This is a genomic window from Caenimonas sp. SL110 (assembly GCF_001044395.1).
Lineage (GTDB): Bacteria > Pseudomonadota > Gammaproteobacteria > Burkholderiales > Burkholderiaceae_C > Ramlibacter.
In genome coordinates this window covers 123,310-146,318 of the sequence record NZ_JANU01000016.1, presented here as the reverse complement: position 1 = coordinate 146,318, position 23,009 = coordinate 123,310, and the positions used below count along the sequence as shown (strand labels likewise).

General features: G+C 64.2%; 18 protein-coding genes. 7 read left to right on the top strand and 11 right to left on the bottom strand.

Annotated features, from left to right (window positions below; genetic code table 11):
- Window positions 1-148 precede the first annotated feature (148 nt).
- From AQ12_RS11090 to AQ12_RS11080, 3 genes are read left to right on the top strand one after another with little or no spacing between them, the layout of a single operon-like run.
- Window positions 149-3,778 (top strand): calcium-binding protein, encoded by a 3,630-nt coding sequence (locus AQ12_RS11090; RefSeq protein ID WP_048439952.1) that lies wholly within the window; start codon window positions 149-151, stop codon window positions 3,776-3,778.
- Between the two features lie 48 nt (window positions 3,779-3,826).
- Complete coding sequence (locus AQ12_RS11085) at window positions 3,827-4,456, top strand: DUF6806 family protein (RefSeq protein WP_048439951.1); 630 nt, start codon at window positions 3,827-3,829, stop codon at window positions 4,454-4,456.
- A gap of 12 nt (window positions 4,457-4,468) precedes the next feature.
- Complete coding sequence (locus tag AQ12_RS11080; protein ID WP_048439950.1) at window positions 4,469-5,767, top strand: MFS transporter; 1,299 nt, start codon at window positions 4,469-4,471, stop codon at window positions 5,765-5,767.
- A gap of 29 nt (window positions 5,768-5,796) precedes the next feature.
- On the opposite strand, the gene murI is transcribed toward AQ12_RS11080, so the two are convergent.
- The 10 genes from murI to AQ12_RS11040 all read right to left on the bottom strand — a co-directional run bounded on the left by murI (window position 5,797) and on the right by AQ12_RS11040 (window position 12,157).
- A complete protein-coding gene (gene murI / locus AQ12_RS11075) occupies window positions 5,797-6,567 on the bottom strand; it encodes a glutamate racemase (RefSeq protein WP_082151540.1) in 771 nt (256 codons plus the stop codon).
- Window positions 6,568-6,581: 14 nt separating this feature from the next.
- A complete protein-coding gene (locus AQ12_RS11070; protein WP_048439949.1) occupies window positions 6,582-8,135 on the bottom strand; it encodes a fumarate hydratase in 1,554 nt (517 codons plus the stop codon).
- Window positions 8,136-8,241: 106 nt separating this feature from the next.
- Window positions 8,242-8,568, bottom strand: coding sequence for a c-type cytochrome (locus AQ12_RS11065; RefSeq protein WP_048440027.1), 327 nt, complete (start codon window positions 8,566-8,568; stop codon window positions 8,242-8,244).
- A 71-nt stretch (window positions 8,569-8,639) separates the two neighbouring features.
- Window positions 8,640-8,807, bottom strand: coding sequence for a hypothetical protein (locus AQ12_RS22990; RefSeq protein WP_161799018.1), 168 nt, complete (start codon window positions 8,805-8,807; stop codon window positions 8,640-8,642).
- Window positions 8,804-8,944, bottom strand: coding sequence for a hypothetical protein (locus tag AQ12_RS23140; RefSeq protein WP_193387972.1), 141 nt, complete (start codon window positions 8,942-8,944; stop codon window positions 8,804-8,806). Before AQ12_RS23140 ends, AQ12_RS22990 begins: the two co-directional genes overlap by 4 nt.
- Window positions 8,937-9,218: a zf-TFIIB domain-containing protein gene (locus AQ12_RS11060; RefSeq protein ID WP_048439948.1), complete on the bottom strand. Its 282-nt coding sequence runs from the start codon at window positions 9,216-9,218 to the stop codon at window positions 8,937-8,939. Before AQ12_RS11060 ends, AQ12_RS23140 begins: the two co-directional genes overlap by 8 nt.
- A 62-nt stretch (window positions 9,219-9,280) precedes the next feature.
- Complete coding sequence (locus AQ12_RS11055; protein WP_152682759.1) at window positions 9,281-10,078, bottom strand: FkbM family methyltransferase; 798 nt, start codon at window positions 10,076-10,078, stop codon at window positions 9,281-9,283.
- 3 nt (window positions 10,079-10,081) lie between these two features.
- Window positions 10,082-10,747 (bottom strand): sulfotransferase, encoded by a 666-nt coding sequence (locus AQ12_RS11050; protein WP_048439946.1) that lies wholly within the window; start codon window positions 10,745-10,747, stop codon window positions 10,082-10,084.
- On the bottom strand, window positions 10,747-11,448 hold the full coding sequence (locus AQ12_RS11045) for a DUF937 domain-containing protein (protein ID WP_048439945.1): 702 nt from the start codon (window positions 11,446-11,448) through the stop codon (window positions 10,747-10,749). The genes AQ12_RS11050 and AQ12_RS11045 overlap by 1 nt, the downstream gene beginning before the upstream one ends.
- Before the next feature lie 55 nt (window positions 11,449-11,503).
- Window positions 11,504-12,157 carry a trimeric intracellular cation channel family protein gene (locus AQ12_RS11040; protein ID WP_048439944.1) on the bottom strand — a complete coding sequence of 218 codons (654 nt, stop codon included), beginning with the start codon at window positions 12,155-12,157 and terminating at the stop codon, window positions 11,504-11,506.
- A gap of 64 nt (window positions 12,158-12,221) precedes the next feature.
- On the opposite strand from AQ12_RS11040, the gene AQ12_RS11035 reads away from it, so the two are divergent.
- From AQ12_RS11035 to AQ12_RS11020, 4 genes are all read left to right on the top strand, one after another.
- Window positions 12,222-12,956, top strand: a complete 735-nt coding sequence (locus AQ12_RS11035; protein ID WP_048439943.1) for a glycosyltransferase family 32 protein — start codon at window positions 12,222-12,224, stop codon at window positions 12,954-12,956.
- A gap of 203 nt (window positions 12,957-13,159) precedes the next feature.
- Window positions 13,160-13,807 carry a hypothetical protein gene (locus tag AQ12_RS11030; protein ID WP_053076683.1) on the top strand — a complete coding sequence of 216 codons (648 nt, stop codon included), beginning with the start codon at window positions 13,160-13,162 and terminating at the stop codon, window positions 13,805-13,807.
- Window positions 13,808-13,824: 17 nt separating this feature from the next.
- Window positions 13,825-15,150, top strand: a complete 1,326-nt coding sequence (locus AQ12_RS11025) for a CsgG/HfaB family protein (protein ID WP_048439942.1) — start codon at window positions 13,825-13,827, stop codon at window positions 15,148-15,150.
- Between the two features lie 66 nt (window positions 15,151-15,216).
- Window positions 15,217-20,985, top strand: a complete 5,769-nt coding sequence (locus AQ12_RS11020; protein WP_048439941.1) for an S-layer family protein — start codon at window positions 15,217-15,219, stop codon at window positions 20,983-20,985.
- A 95-nt stretch (window positions 20,986-21,080) separates the two neighbouring features.
- Here the strand turns inward: AQ12_RS11020 and AQ12_RS22985 are convergent, their stop codons facing one another.
- Entirely contained in the window at window positions 21,081-22,943 is a 1,863-nt protein-coding gene (locus tag AQ12_RS22985; RefSeq protein ID WP_053076682.1) for a FimV/HubP family polar landmark protein, read from the bottom strand.
- Window positions 22,944-23,009: the final 66 nt, after the last annotated feature.

Below are 23,009 nucleotides of genomic sequence, written 5' to 3'. Positions count from 1 at the left end.
GGCAGCCAACCAGGTTCCACGGCCTGGCGTACGCCATTCGGCGCTGCAAATCCTCTTGCATAGCTTCACCTTCGCTGACATTCTCTACAGATTGTTACGCAAATGCGAAGGAGCGCTTATGGCACTCGGCAGTATTTCAATTTCTGGCTTGTTCGAAGAGGACGGTCAACTATCGGCGGATGTGAGCGACCCAGATGGGGTCGCGAGCATCGACTACATCGACTGGTACGCTGACGGAGAGTGGTTCACCTCAACCAGCGCCGAGTGGGAGTGGGTCATGCTGTCCCAGTCGCAAGTGGGCCGGGTCATTACGGCGCAGGCCTACTACCGCGACGGGAACGGCGAAGACGCCTATGTCCTGAGCTCTCCGTCCGAAGCCGTCACCAATCTGAATGATGACGCGACGGGCTCGGCCAGCGTCGATGGCGTCGTCCAGGAAGGCCTCACGGTCTGGGCCGGAAGCACGGGCCTTGACGATGAAGACGGACCCGACTGGACCACGCTCGGCTATTCCTGGTACTTGGACGGACTGTTGATAGAAGGCGCGACCGGGGATTCGTACGTGCCCACCGAACGCATGGACGAAGGCGAGTTGACCGTCGAGGTCTCGTTCACCGACAACTACGGCAACCTTGAGCGGATCACCAGCCCGCCCGTTGTGATCGCGATCGGCCCCAACCATGCGGGAGATGGCACCGTCGACATCACCTTTGCTGGCGAGGCCACGGAATACTCGACGCTCTACGCCTCCAACCTGTGGATCGACGACTCGGATGGCTATGACGAGTCCAACGTGTCGTTCGAATGGTATGCAGGCTCCGATTTGCTGGGCACCGGTGACAACGTCTCCCTGGATGCCTCCCTGATCGGTGCGACCATTTCGCTGAGGGCGACCTACACCGACAGCGATGGTGCAGCCGAGTCGTTCTGGAGCACCGATTCGGTCGAAGTCCAGAACCAGAACGACGCCCCTGCAGGCTATCCAGGTTTCACCACGATCGTCGCCGGCCACGTGGAGCAGGGCGACCTGCTGACGGCGAGCGTCGATGCACTCGATGACCTCGACGGTCTGGGCACTATCTACTATCAATGGCTGGCCGATGGCGCTGAGATTGCGGGCGCGACTGACGCCACCTTTACCGTTACCGAAGCCCAGGTTGGCACCCTCATCACGGTCCGCGTCGATTACGTCGATGGGTTCGGTACGTCCGAGTCGGTCACGAGCAGCGACTCGGCCTGGGTGGACAACACCAATGACCCCCTGACCGGTACCGTCACGATCAGCGGCACCGACGCGTTCGACTTCGCCGATTCGGAAGGCGAGACGCTCTACGCTGAAACAGGTTCGCTCGGCGACGATGATGGCCTGGGCCCGCTCAGCTACCAGTGGTACGCAGGCGCAGAACCGATCGACGGAGCCACTGAAGCGTCGTTCACGCCCGGCCAGGCCCAGGTCGGCCAGCAGCTGTCCGTGACGGTGAGCTATATCGACGGCCATGGCACCCCTGAGAGTGTTTCGAGCCAAGTGCCGCGCGATGCCGTGCACAACGTGAATGACCTGCCCGATGGCCAGCTCGGAATCATTGGAATCCCGTCGGCGGGCTCGACGCTCACGGCGGTCATCCAGTTCAGCGACGAAGATGGCTTCGACCCGGGCGAAGTGACCTTCCAGTGGCTCTCGGATGACGTCGTGATCGACGGTGCGATCACATCGACATTCCTGCTGACAAGCGCTCATACCGGCGCCGCAATCAAGGTGGTTGCGAGCTACCAGGACGACTTTGGCGAGGATGAAACCGTCACCAGCGCCCCGACCGAGATCGGAATGCCGAACCACCCGCCCAGCGGATTCTCGACGGTGGTCGGTGACCTGGTCGAAGATGGCACCCTGACCCTGACCGACTTCGGATTCAGCGATGCCGACGGCCTCACCGGCGCGGTCTACAGCTTCAGGTGGCTGGCCGATGGTGTGGAGATTGCCGGCGCATACAGCGACAGCGTCACGCTCACGCAAAATGAAGTCGGCAAGTTCATTCGCGTGGAGATCAGCTTCGACGATGACCTGGGCAATCATGAGTCGGTGCTGGGGTTCGTGTTGCCGGACGCTACAGTCGAAAACGTCAACGATGACGCCCAAGGCTACATCGGTATCAGCGGCCTGGCCAAAGAGGGCGAGACGCTCCATGCCGTTCAGCACGTCACAGACGAAGACGGCTTCGACGCCGGTGGGCTGAACTACCAGTGGATGCGCGATGGCTCAGACATCGAAGGCGCCACTGGCACCTCGTACACCCTGACTGACGACGACGTGGACGCATACATGTCCGTGCGGGTGACCTTCTCCGACGACTTCGGCGCCGAAGAAGCCATCTATTCCTCGGACGACGAAGGCCCGGTCCTCAACGTCAACCAGTTGCCCACCGGTACGGCCTCTGTTGCCAACCCGCTCGTGCAGGGCGAGGACCTTCATGCGGTTTTCAGCTTCACCGATGTCGATGGATTCTCCGATGCCGACCTGACCGTGCAATGGATGGCCGGTGGCGAGGAAATCGAAGGCGCCACCGGATCGATCTTCACGCCGGGGCAGGCGCAGGTGGACAAGACAGTCTCGTTCGAGGTTCGATACACAGACGGCCACGGCACTGCCGAAGTGTTCGCGAGTACCGCAGCCGGGCCCATTGCGAACGCGAACGATGAACCGGTGGGCGGCGTGACGATCCGTGGAGTGGTCGCGCCGGGTTCCACTGTCAATGCGGTGACCAGCATCACCGACGAGGATGGAATGGGCGCTATCGCCCTGCAGTGGCAGCAGTCAGTCAATGGCATGGACGGATGGGCCGACATCAGCGCAGGGACAGGCAGCGCGCTGACACTGGGCGCGGCTCAGCAAGACCTCTACATTCGCGTGGTTGCTTCCTACACCGACGGCTGGGGCGCCCACGAGGAAGTGATCTCCAGCGTGAGCGAGGTCATGTACGGCACGGTGCCGCCCGACGACCTGCTGGTCCTGCGGGTGGCCAGGACGGGCGGTAGGCTGGCTGGCAGCGACGAGGACGAGTACCTGATCGGCTCGATCTACAAGGACGTGCTGGACGGCGGTGCAGGCGATGACTGGCTGTTTGGCGACAAATCCGGGGACAAGCTGATCGGGGGCGATGGTGACGACCACTATCTGGTTGGCGAAAGGTCCGACAAGCCAACGGAATACCTCGGTGGAGGCCACGACACGGTCATCGCAAGCACCGACTTCACACTCGATGGTGCGGCTTTCGTCGAGGACCTGATCCTGGTCGGCGCGGCCCGGTCGGGCACGGGCAACAACCTTGACAACCTGGTGGTCGGCAATGCGATGGCCAATGCGCTCAAGGGCAAGGACGGCAACGACACGCTGGTGGGTGGGGACGGCAACGACTCGCTGTACGGCGGGCCGGGTTCCGATGTGCTGATCGGCGGTAACGGCGCAGACAGGTTCATCATGGACGTCAAGAACGTCGCCGGTGTATTTGACACTATTGAGTCGTTTGACGCGTCCCAGGACGTCATCGAGTTCAGCCGTCTGCAATACAACATCCCCAGGAGTGCGCCCGGGCAATGGTTTGTGAACTCCCTGGTCCTGGGGCCGGATGCGCTGGAACCCGGGGACCGGATACTCTACGACCCGGCCACCGGAGTGCTCAAGTACGATGCCGATGGAACCGGTCCTGCAGCAGCCGTCCAGCTGGCCTTGCTGACGGGCGTCGAGGGCACGGTCACTGCGGCCAATTTCGGCTGGATGTAAGCGTTGCAATGCGCGCAAGCCGGCTTTGCGCGGTGGCACAATCGCCCCATGTCCCGCTACAACGCACCCTTTGAAATCCACGTCCACGGCGATGTGCCGTTGCGCGCGGACGTGACCTACGCACAGTTGCAGGACGCGCTCAAGCCCATCTGGAAATACGCCGGCGCCAAGTCGCTCGCCGATGGGGCGACCAGCTCCTACGAAGAAGAGCCGGGCATCAAGTTCGACGCAGCCGAGCACCTGCTGCGCATGTGCTGGACCGTCCCCGGCGATGAAGATTTTCGGCAGTCGCTCGACGAGATGTGCATGAACCTCAACGAGCTGGCCGAGCAGGGCGCTGCCGTCGAGATCACCTTCTACGACGCCGACTTCGACGACGAAGAAGATTCGCCTGAAGGCGAATCGCGCGACGACTTCGTGATGCTGTTCGTGGGCCCGACCCCAGCGGCCATCATGCAGGTGCAGCGTGACCTGCTGGTCGAAGATGTGGTGAACCTCATGGAGCGCCACTTCGATGGCGCCGAGCTCGGCGGCGTCGTCGCAGAGATCGACAAGCTCTTCAGCCAGCGCTTCGATGCCCTGGTGAATTCGCTGGAGCTGGGCAAGCCCCCGCGCGGCTCGGGCGGCGGCAATCCAGGCGGCCACGGCGGTGGGCGCCGTCCCCGGCACCTCCACTAACGCCAAAGCCTCGTGGCCGTCTTCTCGCAGGATGCGCTGAACCCGGGTGTACGCAAGCGCGAGGTGTTCGGCTGGGCGATGTACGACTTCGCCAATTCGGGCTACACGACAGTTGTCATCACGGCGGTGTTCGCCGCGTACTTCGTCGGCGGCATTGCGGGCAAGGCGCCCTGGGCAACATTTGCCTGGACCGCCGCCCTGAGCATCTCTTACGCCATCGTCATGCTCACGATGCCGAGCATCGGCGCCTACGCAGACCTCAAAGGCGCCAAGAAAAAGCTGCTCGCCTTCTTCACCATCGGCTGCGTGATATCGACAGCCGCGCTCGCACTTGCGGGGCCGGGCAGCGTGGCGCTGGCGATGGTGCTCATCATCATCTCCAACACTTTCTTTTCATACGGCGAATCGCTCACGGCAGCATTCCTGCCCGAGCTGGCCAAACCCGAGGCGCTCGGCAAGGTGAGCGGTTGGGGCTGGAGCTTTGGCTACTTCGGCGGGATGCTCGCGCTGGGACTTTGCCTGGGCTATGTGATCTGGGCGCAGGGTCAGGGCATCAAGGCAGACAGCTTCGTGCCCGTCACCATGCTCATCACGGCCGTTTTGTATGGAACCGCCGCACTTGTGACATTCAGGCTGCTGGGCGAACGCGCAACACTGAACCCCAGCGCCATGCGACACGGCGGCTTGAAGGCGTCCCTCGATCAACTCGGCAAGACCTTCAGCCGCGCCCGGCAGTACACCGACTTCATGTGGCTGCTGCTGTGCGCCGTGTTCTACCAGGGCGGTGTGGCCGTGGCGATCACGCTGGCTGCGATCTACGCTGAAACCGAAATCGGCTTCAAGCAACAGGAAACGATGGTGATGATCTTCGTGCTCAACCTGGCCGCTGCCGCAGGTGCATTTGCGTGGGGCTACCTGCAGGACCACATCGGACACAAGGTGGCGCTGGCCATGACGCTTGTCGGCTGGATTGCAACCTGTGTCATCGCCGCCATCACGACCACCAAGGGCGGGTTCTGGTGGGCTGCGGCGATTGCCGGCCTGTGCATGGGGTCGAGCCAGTCAGCCGGCCGCGCGATGGCAGGTATGTTCGCGCCGCGCGCGCAACTGGCCGAGTTCTACGGCCTGTGGACCTTTGCGATACGGCTGGCCAGCATCATCGGACCCCTGAGTTACGGTGCGATCACCTGGGCGACCGGCGGCAACCAGCGCACCGCCATCCTTTCGACCGCGGTGCTTTTCATCGTCGGGCTCATCGTGCTGGCGAAGGTCAATGTGCAGCGGGGGCGAGAAGCGGCAATGGCCGCCTGATCCGCAAAAGCCGTCTGGCCCTGGGCCGTTCAGCCCAGCCAGCGATCGGCAGCGGCCTGCAGGGTCGCCAGGTCGCCGGTCGACAGGAGCGTGACGCTACCCTCGCAGCCATCCGTGTTGAGCAAACCGGCGGCATCCAGAAGCGATCTCGTTTGCCGTGCAACAGGAAGCCCGGTTTCGACCATCTTCACTGCAGGATGCAGATGGCGAGCGAGGACTGCTTGCGCGAACGGGTAGTGCGTGCAGCCCAGCACGATCGTGTCGATCTGTCCTGCGTTCGTTCCGGATTCGCCAAGCGCGCGGGTGTACTGCTGGCACAGCGCTTCAATGCGGTTTTCATCGCCGCGCTCGATGGCATCGGCCAATCCATCGCAAGCCTGCAAATGAAATTCAGCCTGTCCGTTCAGTGATTCATGCAACGCGCGAAACTTCGCGCTGGCAAGCGTGCCGCGCGTAGCCATCACGCCGACGTGCTTCGTCTGGCTGAGTGCGGCAGCGGGCTTCAATCCCGGCTCGACGCCGACGATGGGAAGCATCGGGAACTCCTGCCGGAGCAGGTGGATCGCCGCCGCGGTTGCGGTGTTGCAGGCGACCACCAGTGCCTTGGCTTCGTGCTTGTCGACCAGCTCACGTCCGATGTCGCGCGATCGGTGCGCAACGAACTCGTCATCGCGCTCGCCGTAGGGCGCATGCCCCGTATCGGCAAAGTACACGAAGTGCTCGTGCGGCAATTCGGCCCGAAGCGCTTTCAACACGCTCAGGCCGCCCAACCCGCTATCGAAGACGCCGACAGGTTTCAAGCGACTCGCCGGCTTCAGGCCGCGGCGACCGCAATGCCCTTGAACTCGCCGGTGGCGATCTTCTTTTGCCACTCGGCCGGGCCGGTGTTGTGCACGCTGGTGCCGGTCGAATCGACGGCAACCGTCACCGGCATATCGACCACGTCGAATTCGTAGATCGCTTCCATGCCCAGGTCGGCAAAGCCCACGACGCGCGAATGCTTGATCGCCTTGGAAACCAGATACGCCGCGCCACCGACAGCCATCAGATACGCCGCCTTGTGCTTGCGGATCGCCTCGATGGCTTCCGGTCCGCGCTCGGACTTGCCGATCATGCCGATGAGGCCGGTGCTGGACAGCATCAGGTCGGTGAACTTGTCCATGCGCGTGGCGGTGGTCGGGCCGGCAGGACCTACGACTTCATCGCGAACCGGATCGACCGGACCCACGTAATAAATCACACGATTGGTGAAGTCCACCGGCAGCGATTCGCCCCTGGCCAGCATGTCCTGTATGCGCTTGTGCGCTGCGTCGCGCCCGGTGAGCATCTTGCCCTGTAGCAGCAGCGTCTCGCCGGCTTTCCAGGTCGCGATCTCTTGCCTGGTCAACGTGTCGAGATTGACGCGCCGGCTCTTTTGCGTATCGGGCGCCCATTCCACCTTGGGCCAGAGATCCAGGCTCGGCGGGTCGAGGTAAACCGGGCCCGAACCATCCATCTCGAAGTGCGCGTGACGCGTGGCGGCGCAGTTCGGAATCATCGCGACCGGTTTGCCGGCTGCATGGGTGGGGAACATCTTGATCTTGATATCGAGCACGGTGGTGAGCCCGCCCAGCCCTTGCGCGCCTATGCCCAGTGCGTTCACCTTGTCGAACAGTTCCAGCCGCAGCTCTTCGACTTTGGACAGCTTCTCGCCGCTGGCCGATTTGGCCTGCAGTTCGTACATGTCGATGTCGTCCATCAGCGACTCCTTGGCGAGCGCGACGGCCTTCTCTGCGGTGCCGCCGATGCCGATGCCCAGCATGCCGGGTGGGCACCAGCCCGCGCCCATCGTCGGCACGGTTTTCAAAACCCAGTCGACGACCGAGTCGCTCGGGTTGAGCATCACCAGCTTGCTCTTGTTCTCGCTGCCGCCGCCTTTGGCCGCGACCGTGACATCGAGCTTGTCGCCGGGCACGATCTGCATCGAAACGACGGCCGGCGTGTTGTCCTTGGTGTTCTTGCGCTCGAACTGCGGATCGGCCACGACCGATGCGCGCAGCATGTTGTCGGGGTGGTTGTAGCCGCGACGCACGCCTTCGTTCACTGCGTCTTCGATGCTGCCGGGAAAGCCTTCCCAGCGCACATCCATGCCGACCTTGAGAAAGACGTTGACGATGCCCGTGTCCTGGCAGATCGGCCGATGGCCGGTCGCGCTCATCTTGCTGTTGGTGAGGATCTGCGCGATCGCGTCCTTTGCGGCGGGGCTCTGCTCACGCTCGTAAGCGCGCGCGAGATGCGCGATGAAATCGGCCGGGTGGTAGTAGCTGATGTACTGCAGCGCAGCTGCCACGGATTCGACGAGGTCGTCGTATTTGATCGTTGTCGTCATGGTCTTGGAGGGGGTGAGAAAGGCTTGCCGGATTATCCCAGACGCCAACGGTGGCTCGCGCCCCCATCACGGCGCGCCAAGCCGCAAGCAGCGTTTAGCGTTTGCCTTACTGCGTCAGTATCCACCGCGCCAGTTGACGGGCTTCCGCCGGACTCACAAGCGGTCGCTCCGAGGTGTCGGGCATCTTTGCTGCGCCCCAATGCGGGCCGCCCGACCCATCGGTGCCGCGACGGATGGTCGCCATCATCCGCGACTCGGCATCGCGCTTTCCCTTGAGCGACGCGGCGATCTTGTGGAACGAGGGACCGGCAAAGTCTTCCTTGACTTTGTGGCACTGCATGCACTGCTTGGCCGCAGCCAGTTCGGCGTTGGCCAACGCCCCTTCCGAAAACGCCAGGACGGCGAGAAGGGCTACCGTTGAGAGCTGTCTCATCATCAAACCTCCATATGGCAAAGGCGCCAGCTTCACGCTATGCCTGTGGAAAAGTCCGTTCTTGACGCAGATCAAAGGCCGGCTGCATTCAGTCTGCTGGCGAGCGTGACAAGGCGCGGCAACACGATGCGCGGCTCGTTGAACTCACGCGCGACGCCGACACGCCGCTGCCCGAGATCGCGCGCCCCAAAAGCCACCTGGCCATGCGATGAGCGGCTTGTTGCGAACGGGCCGCTCATATCAATTTCTTGCGCGCCATCCACGGATTCGACAGCGCGAACAGCGTGACCAGATGCGCGGTGTTCTTCTCCAGCCCGCGAAAGCGCACCTTCATCACCCGAACGCCCCCGCCTCGCGCCGCCTGCCCTTCAGTCAAAGATCTCGTTGAGCCATGACTTGCGCTTCTTGTAGTAGCCGCCGTGTTGCGAACGGCCGTGATCTGAATCGACGAAATCCGGGCGCCTCTGCGGTGGTGGGCTTTGTGGCTGTTGAGTCTGACCCTGAGCTGTCGTGGCAGCGCCGCGTTCGATCAGCTTGTCGAGTTCGCCCCGGTCCAGCCAGACGCCGCGACACTGCGGGCAATAGTCAATCTCGATGCCCTGGCGCTCTGACATGACCAGGGTGGCTTCGGTGCAATTCGGGCATTTCATTCAATGGTTCCTTCGTCGTGGATGGCCTGCGAAAGAACCACTATAGAAGCGGCCGGATTCGCCTACGCCTTGCCGGGATAAGCCGCCCTGGCCTTGACCACCACCTTGCCGCGCTCGGCAACCGGCACCATCGCACGTGTCGCCTGCGCGAAGGCGGCGGCGCACCCAGGCTTGAATCGGTCGTGCAGTTCGACGATCACCACCGACACCCGGTCGATCCATCCCTGCGAAGCTTCAAAGACTTCCTTCTCCGAGCCCTCGATGTCCACCTTCAACAGGTCAATCTGGTCCACGCCGTGCGTTGCGAGCAGCTCTTCGATGCACACGGCGCGAACCAGTCCCACGTCCGCACCGCCGCTGCCCGATTGCGCGTCGTCGCGCGTGATGAAACCATGCTGGCCACGACCCGGGTCGGTCAGGTGGATCTGGCCCGAGCGCCACCAGAGCGCGGCTTCCACTGCGACGATTTGCGGATAGCCCACTATGTTCTTCTGCAGGAGCAGGAAGTTCTCGTGCTCGGGCTCGATCGCGATGATGCGTGCCTGGGGAAATGCGTTGGCGAAGTAAATGGCGGCCAGACCGACATTCGCGCCCGCATCGACGATCAGCCGCAGCCCGTCGCCCAGCTCGAATGCATATTCGCGGTCTACGAAGATGTCCCTGAAGGTCAGAAAGTCGGTGCTCTCCGGACGCACCCAGATGGGCCGCGGGTTGCCGCGCAAAAAGAGACGATGCGGCTCGCGCGACCCGAAATACCGCATGGAGGCGAACGCGAGCAAGCCCCTCAGGCCGAAGGTACGCAAGTACAGGGGAATGTTCCGGCGCAACTTGACGGCGCGGCTGGTGATCGTCTCAAGCATCAATCATCGATCAGTCACGGAAGCTGCCGGTGCCCGCAGCCACCCCGGCGTCACATTGCGAGCCACCCAGTGCGCCCCATCCAGCGGGACGCCGATGAACGACGACACCTTCGATGCGAAATCCTCGTCGTCGATGCTGATCTCCATGAACCTGGGGTTACCGCTGAAGTAGGCGCGGATTTCCTGCTCGAAATGCTCGCGCGTGCGCCGCCAGTGGTCGCGTACCACCTGAATATCCTGCGTCTTCAGGTAGCGCAGGTAAAAGCCAAGAAGGGATTCGCCCACCATCGCGCCCCGATGCTTCTCGCGGCTGGCGAGCCAGTCCTCCATCGGGCGGGTGTTGTACAGAAAGTAAGAGCCCGGATAGTCGGCGTCGATCGTGCGGAACAGCGAGTTGCCCTCGAACCAGGCCCGGCGCGTGCGATAGACCATGTCGGAGAACACTCGGAAGGACTGGTCGTAGCCTTCCAGCGCGCGGCGGCCCTGCAGGCAGTTCGCAAACATGTGCGCGGCCAGCCTGTTGTTGCCCCAGTGAATGGACGGAAATCCGTTGGCCCTGAAAAAGCCATCGATCGATGTGGTGCCCGTCTTGTTGAAGCCAATCACGAAGACGTACGGAAGTGCGGCGCCGGCTGGCGCGACCGGGTTACCTCGCGCGGTTGTATCCACTATGCGCTGCGCTTGCCGGCCATTCGCAGGATGTCGTCCAGCGCGTTGCCGTCACCGTTCATGTCCAGCATCGAAGCCAGCCCACCCAGGCTGCCCAAACCGCCGGAGCCCTGGGCCGGTGCTGCGCCCGCGTTGCCTCCCCCGAGCGCGCCGCCAAGTGCACCAGCCAGCCCACCCAGGCCGCCCAGTCCGCCTGAACCGCCCAGGCTTCCCAGCAGTTCGCCCAAGCCACCGCCCGAGCCCTCGCTTTGCTGGGCCCGCGCAGCACCGCCGAGCTGTTTGGCCATGTAGCCTGTCACCACCATCGCCAGCAAAGGCAGCATCTTGCGCAGCAGGCCACTGTCCAGGCCGGACTTCGCCGCAGCGTCGGCGGCGACCGCGCGGCTCACATCTTTAGAGCCGAAGATCTGGCCCAGCACGTCATTGCCCGGGGCTGGGTCGGTGGGCTGCGGGCTCAGGACCTGATCGAGCAGTCCGCCTCCGCCCAGTTGCCCCAGCAGTCCGCCAAGGCCGCCCAGACCGCCGAGTGCTTCGAGCCCTCCCAGGTCCGACGATTGGCCCTGCGCCTGCTTCTTCATTCCGCCCAGGATGGCCGGCAACAGTGCTTCAGCCCCCGAGGCTGCCTGTGACTCGCTGATGCCGAGGTCGCGTGCGACCGATTGAAGGCCGCCGGCCTGCGCCAGGATGTCGGTGATGTTCATGGTGTGCTCCTTCGCCACAGATGGCTTGCGAAAGAAACACTATAGATGCAGGCGTTCAGTTGTCGTTACCCGGCGTCGAAGACCATCGCGGCAGGCTGTAGTCCAGCAGGAGCGCCGCCGCGCGCAGTCCGGTTGCCACGGCAGCTGCCAGCACCAGCGCCCATGCCTGTGCCATGCCCCATTCGGTGGCAATGACCAGCACCCAGCCACCTGCAAATGCGCAGATCGCATAGGGACGGTGATCGCGCAGCGCGCTCGGAATCTCGTTGCAGACGATGTCGCGCAGCACGCCGCCGAAAGTGGCGGTGAACACACCCATGAGCACAGCGACGATGCCGGGCATGCCATCGGCCAGCGCGAGCTGCGTTCCGCTCGCGCTGAAAAGTCCCAGGCCCAGGGCGTCGGGCCATTGCATCGCGCGTTCGGTGGGAGCGAAGTGGCGCGCCCTCAGAAAGGCCATCGCGAAGATGCACAAGGCCAGCAGCGCCCACAACCATTGCGGATTGGCCACCCACACGAAGGGGCGGCGATCCAGCAAGACATCGCGCAGGGTTCCACCCCCGAACGCAGCGAGCCCCGTCACCACGCAGACACCCACGGGGTCCAGCCGCTTGCGCGCCGCCTCCAGCAATCCGGACAAGGCAAAGGCAAGGGTGGCACTGGCTTCGACGGCAGTCTGGAGCAAGGACAGCAGGGGCGGGTTCGGCATGGACGGATTGTCTCCTTGCGCAGGAGCGGGGCAAGCGCGAGGTTCATTTAGAGTACGCGAAACGATGATTCCCAGGATCCTTCACCAGACCCATTCAACGGCCCGCCTCCCTGCTGCCATCGCGTCCGGTGTGCGCGACCTGCAGCGCAGCAATCCGGGTTGGGACTACCGTTTCTATGACGACGCGGCGGTGGGCGCCTTCATCAGGAAGCAGTGCCCGCCCGAGATCCGCACGGCGTTCTTTCGCATCAACCCCGACTACGGTCCCGCCCGGGCGGACCTCTTTCGCTATGCGTTGATGTACCTCCAGGGCGGCGTCTACCTGGACGTCAAGAGTTCTGCGATGCGGCCGCTCGACCAGGTGGTGCTGCCCGGTGACCGGTTCGTGCTGTCGCAGTGGCCCAATCGCCGCTCGCAGGCGTACGCTGGCTATGGCCTGCATCCTGAGTTGAAGCAGCTGGCCCGAGGCGAGTTCCAGCAGTGGCACATCATTGCGCAGCCCGGGCACCCGTATCTGCGAGCGGTGATCCGCTCGGTGTTGCGCAATATCGACAAGTACGACGCCTTGCGCGATGGAGTCGGCAGGAACGGCGTATGGCGCATGACCGGTCCGATTGCGTACTCGCTCGCGATTGCATCGCAATTCAATCCTGCAAGGCACCGCTTCGTGCCCACGCACCAGGAGCTGGGCCTGATCTACAGCACCGTCGATTCGCAGGGCAAAGGCTCCCATCAGCAGCTACTGGCGCAGCGCCACTACACGACCCTTGTCGAGCCCCTGGTCATGCAACAGCAATAGCCTCGGCCGCTGTCGGGTTATCGACGTCGTCGCAGGGCGACACGTCCCCGACGGCGAATGAAGTCTTTTGTATCTGTCAAAACGGTATTCTCCTGCGACTGCAGGAGAGGGTTTACCCGATACCTATGCAAAAGTCTTGACCCGAGTCAAGACCAGTCACAGAATGAAACTCGTTGTAACCGTCACCGGATATTTGTAAGGCAATGATGACCATCCACCGCTACGGCTTTCATCCTTCGCTGGCATCTGCGCTGCTCGTTGGCGTGGCGCTGCTGTCGAGTTCCAGCCTTGTGCATGCCAACGGTTTTGGCGAAAGCGCCTCGTGGCAGTTCCAGACCACGCAGGACAAAGTCAACAAGGGCGCAGTCGTCGACCTGATCGAGCGCAAGAAGGGTGGCTACTACGACTCCTTCCGCACCACGATCAACAACACGAACAACACTTACATCGACAAACAGTTCAATTGCGCCGTGAGTGCCACTTCTGCTGGTAATACCGGTGAGAACGGAATGAACGCGGCCACGTCGTCGCCTTCGGTCACCAACACCGGCACCACCAGCGCCAACACCAATGCCAACGCCGCCACCAACGGCGTTTCGATGCCCGGCTTTCCGGGCGTGCTGCTGGCCTCGGCCAACCCGGCGGCCGGCAGCGTAGGCAACAACCAGAGTAATTCGGGTGCCCTCAATTCGGGCGTCAGCGGCTCATCCACCAGTTCGACATCGGGCGCCATCGCTGCAGGCGGCGGCGTTTCAGATCAAGTCCTCAATTCCAATCAGAGCAACCAGGGTTACCAGACGTCCAGCGTCGCGGGTAGCACAGCCTGCAACGGCCCCCTGGTCAGTAACTGACCGACACGGAAGACTCAGTGAATATCCGATTCTCAAAATCCATTTCGATCGCGGGCGTCTGCCTCGCCATCGCAGGCTGCACGACAGTCCCATCCCAGCGCCTCCAGCAGGACGAGGCGCTCGTCATCACCGGCTCGGCTGCGCGGCGCAACTACACGCCGCTGGAGCCGTCATTTGCCTGCATCGCCGACACTATGCGCGATCGCAAGCTGCCGCAGATGGCCATCGCGGTGGGCGACGTCAAGGACTACACCGGCAAGTACAGCCAGAACGAAGGCAACGCGATCACCCAGGGCGGCGCCCTGATGATCTATTCGGCGCTGGGCAAGATGGGCGACACGATCCTCCTGCAGGAGCGTTTCGACACCCGCATCGCCGAACTCGAACTGGCCTACACCGACAGGCGCCAACTGGGCGACGGCAAGCAGCATGCGGTCGAAGCAGGCAAGCCGGCCGTGCCATGGGTTCCGTATTTCGGCGGCACCATCCTGCGCTCGAGCTACTACATCGTCGGCGGCATCACCGAGCTGAACTACAACATCGCCTCGCACGGCACTGAACTCGCTGTGTCGGGCGTTGGCGTCAAGCGCCGTACGTTCACGATGAACATCGGCGTTGACCTGCGCATTGTCGACACGCGCACCCTGATCGTCGCGCGCACCGTGAGCCTGCAAAAGCAGATCGTCGGTGAGGAAGTCGGCGCGGGCGTCTACCGGTTCTTCGGCAATGACCTGCTCGACATCAACGTTGGCACCAAGAACCAGGAGCCGCTGCAGTTGGGCGTTCGCACAACCATCGAGCACGGCGTGATCGAACTGATCTCGGCCATTGCCGGCGTGGACTCGCGTCCGTGCCTGGAATCTCCCGCCACTGCACGGCCCGCTGCCGTGCCTGTCGCCGCTGTTGGAGTTCCGGTCGCAGCGCCATCGGCTGCCGCGCGGCCCGGGGCTGCATTGCAGATCGAAGAGCCGACACCGGGCGCACTCGTTCCGCAGAATTCGGGTGCCGGCGGCACCAACGGCACCAACCTCGTGCCATTCGACTTCACCAGCGGCGCTGTCTCGGTCAATTCGCAGTCGGCGCTCGATCGCGTGGCTGCGCAGGCATCGCAGGGCAAGCCGGTGACATTCCACCTGCTCGCACGCGACAACGAGATGCTTCCGCCCACGCAGCGCCGTGAGCTCACCAACCAGCGCATCAAGTCGGTCACCGACTTTCTGATTGCAAAGGGCATCGCAGCCAGCCGCATCGGCGTGACGTGGGTTCCATCGCCCACCGATGGCTCGATCACGCGGCATAGCGCCGGATACCAGCTTGTTTCCACGATGGTCGTGGCTCCGTAGAGCCCGGTCGATTTTCCTTAACCCCTTTCGTTTTTCCCCAAGCAACACTCCAGGAGAGAAGAAGCCATGACGAACAATGCACGAGGCCGCAAGGGCCAGCCCACGGCCAGCAGTTTCCGCAGGACAGCAATGGCTTCGGCGGTTGCTTTGGCGATCACGCCGATGATTTTGCAGAGCGCTTATGCGCAGCAGGCGACGTACCTCTACACGCCTCCTACCACGGCGCTGCTGACCAACAGCGGTTATCTGGACAAGTATGTCCCCAACGATCAGAGCAATCTGGCCGCCATGATGGGCGCCTTGATCTCGAACGTCACCGTCACGGCAACCTATGTCACGGCGGTCGGCGGCACGTCGGTCCTGGTGAGCGGTAACTCGACCACGGCCTCGTCGATCGGCAACACCGTCAAGCCCAACTCGATCGACCTGCTGCTGATGCAGCCGACCGGCTCGGCAGGCATCCTGTCCAGCCAGATTCGCACCGGTGTGGGCGGGCTGACTTCCACCAACTCCGCTGCCCAGACGGCAGTGACCATGGGCGTGGACACAGCCAACCAGGCGGCTGCCACCATCACCGTCACCGGCAACTCGATTGCCACCGAAACGCTGCTGAACCAGCAGCGCTCGACCATCACCGGTTCGGTGCCAGCGAACTACGTTTCGACCACCGACGGCGCAGTCAGCGGCACCTACAACGGCACCACGCTGGCGACGTCCACGCAAGGCAGTCTCGGCATCAACTCCAACCAGGTGTCGCTGAACGCGGGCGGCCGCAACGGTTCGATCTCGACGATCGACACCAGCAAGATCACGCTCGACCTGGACGCCAGCACCACGGCGCTCTCGGCCCCGCTGATTTTGTCGACCAACTCCATCTCCGCTGCCTACACCGGCAACGAGAGCACGAACACGCTCGCTGCCACCGGCGGATCGAGCTTCACCGGCAGCATGGCGCTGACCAATGCACAGGCCAACATCGAAACCGCAGGCGCCGGTGGTGTGGCCACGGCCCTGGTCACCACCTCGCAGATCAACGCTGACGTGACCAGCCGCGCAGGCCCAGACCGCGCGCTGACGGCTGCGCTGGTCGTCAATGACAACTCGGTCGGCACGACATCCACCGGCAACGCGGCCGGCGTGCGCACCAGCTCCGGCATCGTTGCCGGCAACTCGATCACCATCGCCAACGGCATGTCGTTCACCGGCGCGGTCACCGGTGCCACGAACACGTCGTCCAACCCCGGCGCAACCCAGACTTCCTCGGCAACGGGCGACATGGTCTTGCTCAACGGCCAGGGCAACCTGGGCACCTACTTCACCTCGCAGACCCAGGGTGATGGCGCAACGCCGCTGCAAAACGGCGTCATCACCACGCGTGCCGACACCATCGGCGCCGGTGGAAGCATCACCTCCAACGGCAATGCAGTCACGGCAGGTGCGACCGGCAATCTCGCTGGCAACATCATCACCGCGACCAACTCGCTGTTCACCGGCACGGTGGCAGCCGCCAACAACCAGGTCAACGACACCACCTCCGTCACCGGCACCGTGAACTTCGGATCGGTCACGGTCAACGTTGGCGACACCACGTCCGGCGCGGTTACCCGCCCCATCACGATGGACAGCAATGTCGTTGCGGCATCGGCTGAAGGCAGCGTGGCTGCCACGTCGATCTCGATCACGTCGGCCAACCTCACCACTGCAACCGGTGGTGCAGCGTCTGCCACGGCAGGCATCACTGCCGGCGGATCGGTCGCCAGCACCAGCGGCACTTCGGTGTCCAACCTGCAGGGCAACTACGGCGTCGGCGCCGTCTCCTCCACGGTGTACAGCAGCTTTGTTGCAGCCAACATGCAAGGCACGGCAGCGGTTCCGCTGGTGGGCCTGACGAGTGCCACCGTGACGCTCGACGGCAATGCCATCGACAGCAGCGCGACCGGTAACGCAGCAGGCTCGGTCGTCGCCCTCGGCGGCTCCGTCGGCACGGCGCAAGCCACTGTTGCCAATGCGCAGATCAACACCAACACGGTGAACGGCCAGGTGCTCGACTCCGGCATCCGCATCACCTCCGGTGCAGTCAGCGCCTCGACGGTCACGCTTGCCAACAACGCTGTGAGCTCCAGTGGCGTTGCCAACGACGCGTTCAATTCGGTTGGATCCACCGTCGGCACACTCACGCTGCCGGGCAATCCGCTGACCGCGACACCTTCGGCCAGCGTCACTGCTGCCGGCCTGGCCACCAGCAATGCCGCATTCGGCATCGCCAGCACCCAGAGCAACACCGCTTCGGTCAGCTCGCTGACCCAAAACCTGCTGTCGGCTGGCACCGGCGGCGGTTTCGCAACGGTGTACGCAGGCACCGCCGCGAGCCCGAACGTATCGGGCCTGAGCACCATCACGGTGTCGGGCAATGATGTGACCTCGACCACCCGTGGCAACGTCGTCAACAACGGCGTGTCGTTTGGCGGCTCCAACGTCGACACCGCTGCCAACGCAGCAATGGCCATTGCATCGATCGCCTCCGGGCAGTCAAACGTTGTGACCGGCGTGGCGAACGCCACCATCGACAGCAGCAGCCCTGCGGTCACTGGCGTGGGCATCACCTACGTTGGCGCACTGACCGGCTCGACGCTCAACGTGACCGACAACGACGTCGCTGCCTCGACCGTCGGCAACGACGCGACGAACCGCATCGCGACCGCCGGCTCCACGCTGACTTCGGCTGCTGCCGGCGTCACGACCGGATCGATCAACCCGGCCACCGGCGCAGTCAACAACGAGCTGTCGATCGCCAATGTCCAGAATGACGCCGTCAGCGGTGGCCGCACGGCCCTCGTGCAACGTGTGACGACTGGCATCTCGCAGGCCGTCGGTGCAACCACGGTGAGCGACTCCGACCTGACCGTCGATGGCAACCAGATGCTGGCCGATGCCCGCAACAACAATGCCACCAACACGCTCAACCTCACCGGCTTCTCGACCCTGTCGACCGGTGTCGGCGTCCTGAACTCGCAGACCAGCAGCACCAACGTTGCCGCGAACGTGACCGAAGGCCGCATCCGCATCCGCGTGGCTGGCGTTGCGCCCACCGTCAGTGGTGGCAGCAACCTCTTGCTGAGCGACAACATCGTGCAGGGCCAGGCGACCGGCAGCGTTGCTGCCAATACCGTCACTGCCAGTTCAGGCACGCTGTCGGGCAATGCAACGCTGGTCACCAGTGGTGTGACGGCAGGTGCAGTCAGCGCCGATTACGGCATCGCCAACAGCCAGACGCAGTCGGGCACGGCATCGTCCTTCCTGAGCACGCCGATCCGCATCGTGGCGCCAGGCACGGTCTTCACCGGCAGCTCGGTGATTGCATCAGGCAACACCGCCTCGGCTCTTGCACAGGGCACCAGCGCCGCCAACACGCTGACTCTGGCTGCAACCGGCGCCTCCAGCGCGCTGACGGGCGCCATCGGCTCGACCCAGACCACCTCGGGTGCAGTCACTGCCACCGTGCGTCCTGAGCCGGTGACGACGACCGCTGTCATCTCGGTCGACGGTTTGTCCTTCACCAACACGCCGGTCACCGTCACCGGTAACCGTGTGGAAGCTGGCGCAGGCCAGAACAGCGCGACCAACACGCAGACCGTCACCGGTGGCGGCATCACAGGCCGCAACCTGGCAGACAGCGTTGACTTCGTGACTGACAACGCACAGACCGGCACCGGCGCCGTGACGGCTCTTGCACTGCCAGGCCATACCGGCCTGCTGGCCGACCTCGTCGATACCAGCGTCATCACCGTGTCGGGCAACGTCCAGCTCGCTGCAGCCGGCGTGAACGCTGCCAGCAACTCGCTGGGCATTGCTTCCACCGCCGGCGTCAACGCCAACGGTTCCACCAACAACGTGCAAAACGCCAATTCGGGCGCAGTGTCCGCAACGGTCGGCGCACCGTTTGTCGCAGGTGTCACCGATGTCGCAAGCATCGGACTTGCAGCAGCCACGGTCGGCGCCTCGGCGCCTGATCTGGCGGCCGCGACGGTCACCGTCAATGCCAACAGTGTTCGTGCCCAGGCTTCGCGAAACAGCGCTACCAACAGCACGACGGTCAGTGGTGCCAACGTGACCGGCGGCACCACCGGTGTCGGCGGCCTGACGCAGAGCTTCACCACGGTGAACACGCAAACGGGTACCGGCGACGTGACTGGCACGGCAGCAGTGGGCGTCATCGGCACGCCGGTGAGCCTGGCGCAGAGCGTCACCGTGATCAACGTCAATGCCAACAGCGTCAGCGCTGCGGCCAACGTCAACCAGGCGACCAACACGCAGGCCCTGTCGGCAGTGTCCACGCTCACGGGCTCCGGCATCGTGTCGAGCACGCAGGCTTCGCCCGGCGGCACGCTGTCGGCAACGACCAATGTCGTTGCCGTGGGCACGATTCCTGACGGCCTCAACGGCGCTGGCTCCAGCCTCTTCACCAGCGGCCTGGTCCCTGGCTCGGTTACCGTTGCAGGCAATGTGGTCGAGTCGCAAGCAGGCCGCAACACGGCTACCAATGCGCTGACGGCCCAGGGTGCAACCGTCACCGGCAACGCAGCCATGCTGCCTGCCAGCTTCGAGTCGCGCAATACGCAGACCGCAGTGGGTGACATCACGTCGGCAACGACCGTGGGCACCATCGGCTCGTTTGCCAACAGCTCGACCAACAACAGCTTCACTGTTGCCGGCAACCGTGCATCGTCGCTGTCCAACGCCAACACCAGCACCAACACGCTGGGACTTGCTGCTGCCAGTGCGCTGTCCGGTACGGGCCGCGTCAACAACACGCAGACGGCTGACAGCGGCGCGATCGGCGCGACCGTGACGACCACCAACGTGGGCCTTCGCGGCGTCGCGCTGGACAACACGCCAGTGACAGTGGCCGGCAACATCATGAACGCCGAAGCAAGCCGCAACGTGACGACCAACATCCTCGCGGCTGCTGGCAGCACGGTGGCAGGAACGCCAGCAGGCGCTCCGGCCAGCTTCACGATCCTGAGCAACCAGTCGGGTAACGGCAACGTGACCACGACCAACAGCCTGGGCCTGGTGGGCGCGACTCAAAACAGCGCCTTCGGTGGAACGACATTCGGCGTGGTGGACAACCTGGCGCTGGCTGCTTCGAACGTGAACATCGCGACCAACCGCATGGTGCTCAATGCAGTGAGCTCGCTCACCGGCACGGGCCAGGTCAGCAACACGCAGAACTCCGGGATGACCGGTGCGACCGCGGTGACTGCGACGGTCGGCGGCACGATCGGAACCCCTGCAACGATCGGCGTCACGCCGTTCACCGCTGGCAACACCCAGAACGATCTGGCTGCCACGGTCACCGGCAACACGCTCGCCGCGCAAGGCGGTGGCAACACGGCAGCCAACAGCCTCGAAGCCGCTGCCAACAGCAGCATCGGTGGCAGCGTGGTGTTCCCGACCTATGGTGTGTTGAACCTGCAGAACAACGCCGCCACTGTGACCACCACCGTGTCGTACGCCAACATCGGCAACACGGTTGGCGGTACGGCAACGGCAACGACGACCACCGTCACGGGTAACCAGGCAGCTGCAACCAGCTATGGCAACAGCGCTTCGAACTCGCTGCTGATGAGCGCCCTGGCCGGCGGCCTGAACACGGCCAGCGCCATGGTGAGCAACACGCAGCTGAACACAGCCAGCATGACGGCCACGGTCACGGGCGTGTCGATCGGCATGAATGGTGGCGGCACCACCGGCGGATCGACCACGATCGTGAACAACGCGATCACCGCCCGCGCAGTCGGCAACTCCGGCTCGAACGTGATCGGCATCAAGTAAGCGGTTCACACTCCCATCGAAAAGGGCCTGCGAAAGCAGGCCCTTTTTCTTTGTGCGGGACGCTGCGGCCCGTGTGGGCGGCAGCGCGCAGTCAGCTACTTGCGCGCAGGCTGTGCCTGCGAAGCGGGCCGTGATGCGGGTGCCGCCGGCGTCAATGCCTTGATGTCTTCGGCCAGCTTGGCGGCCTTGGCTGCCTCGATCGCGAGACGCTCTGCCATGATTCGCTGGTCTTCTGCGCGGTAGCCCGAAATTGCACCGGAAGAAATGCTCAGCTTGTCGGGCCGCCGGGGCGCTGCGTTCTGTTCGCCGACGCGCGTCTGGATGGTGCCCGCTGCGGTGCGTCCCGGTGTTTGCGCGGTAGCCGCAGCAAGTCCGGCGAGCCGGCGGCGGTAGGCATCGAAGTTCGTGGCTTGCAGCTGTATCTCTTGCCTGGCCGCTTGCGGACTCGTGGCCGATGCGTCCGGCTGACCCGGGATTTCCAGCACCGAGCCAGCTTTGAGCCGGTTCACGTTGCCGGCCAGAAAGGCGTGGGGATTGGCCTTCATCATGGCCACCAGCATCTGGTCGAGCGAGGCACCGGAGACGAGGTTGGCTGAAGCGATCCGTGTGGCGGTGTCGCCGGTCTTGACGACGACTTTTTTGCTGACGACGGCAGGCGCTGCAGGCACGGCCGCGGTCGCTGCCGCAACAGCGGGCACCGGCGTCGGTGCGGGCGCTGGAGGGGGCGCAGGTGCAAGTGCAACCGCTGCCGGTGGAATGACCGGCGTGACGCCAGGCCCGGTCGCGTAGCCGGGAGGAATGACCGGCAGTGAAGGCGCAGCCGGGGGCGAGGCGGGTGCGGTTGTCGGGGGAGCTGGAGGCGGAGGCGGAGGCGGAGGCGGAGGCGCAGGCGCAGGCGCAGGCGCAGGCGCAGGCGCAGGCGCAGGCGCAGGCGCGGCGGCCACAACAGCCGCAGGTGTGACGGGGGCCGCAACCATTGCGGGAGGTGCCGCCACGGAAGGAGCGACAGCTGCCACGGGCGGTGCTACGGCTGCCACCGCAGGAGGCGGCGCCACCGCTGCCACCGGAGCCGCTACCGCTGCCACCGGCGGCGCGGCGGCCGTCACCGGCGCAGCAGCGACAGGCGCCGCAGCAACCACCACCGTCGGCGGTGCCACATTTCTAGGCGCCGGTGCGGCCAGGTTCAGCGTGTAGTCGCGAACCAGGCGGCTGGCAGCCGATCGAGCTTCCAGCAGCAGCTCCAGCCTGGGCTCATTGACGGGGTTGGCACTGGTCACGCTCAGCACCATCCGGCCGTCGGGGCGCGTTTCGGGACGCACCTGTATGTCGCGCAGCGAAGGGTCGTACGGCACACCGGCGGCGGCGTGATCTGCCGAGGGCGCAATGCTCGCGGCAATGAGGGCTGCCTGGGCCTGCGTCATGGTGGGCAACGCGATCTCCGCGCGAAGCGGCTCACCGCGCAGCGACAGCACACGTGCGGCACCCAGCGCGAGCGCCGGAAGGGAGGTGTCAGCCGCAGCGGTCGCCGGAGAAGTTGCAGCGCCCACGCGCGGCGCAACGACCAGCGTGTAGTCGCGCATCACGGTTCGGGTCGCGCCTTCGGCGTGCAGGATGATGGCAATAGGGCCTTCGCCGACAGGGCGGGTGCCAACCAGCCTGAGATACGCCTGGCCGTTGGCGCGCTTGTGAATCGTGAACGAGACACCCTGCAATCCAGGATGTATCGCCATGCCGGCCGCGTCGAACTCGGCCCGGCTGGCAAAGCCCGCCTTGAAGTTCGCCAGGTCTTCGGCAGACAAGGCCGGAATTTCAATTTCAGCGACCAGCGGCTCACCGCTGCCGGACAGCACGCGGGCCGCGCCGAGCGCGACCGCGTTTGCGCAGGTGGCGCCGAATGCAGCAGAAATTCCAACTGCGAGCGCGGCCAGACGTGAGGAACGCGAGGAAGGGGACTGCATGGGGTGGAAGATGAAGAAATGGGATGGATGGGGCTGTCACCAGCGGTTCAATGATTATCCGCGCAC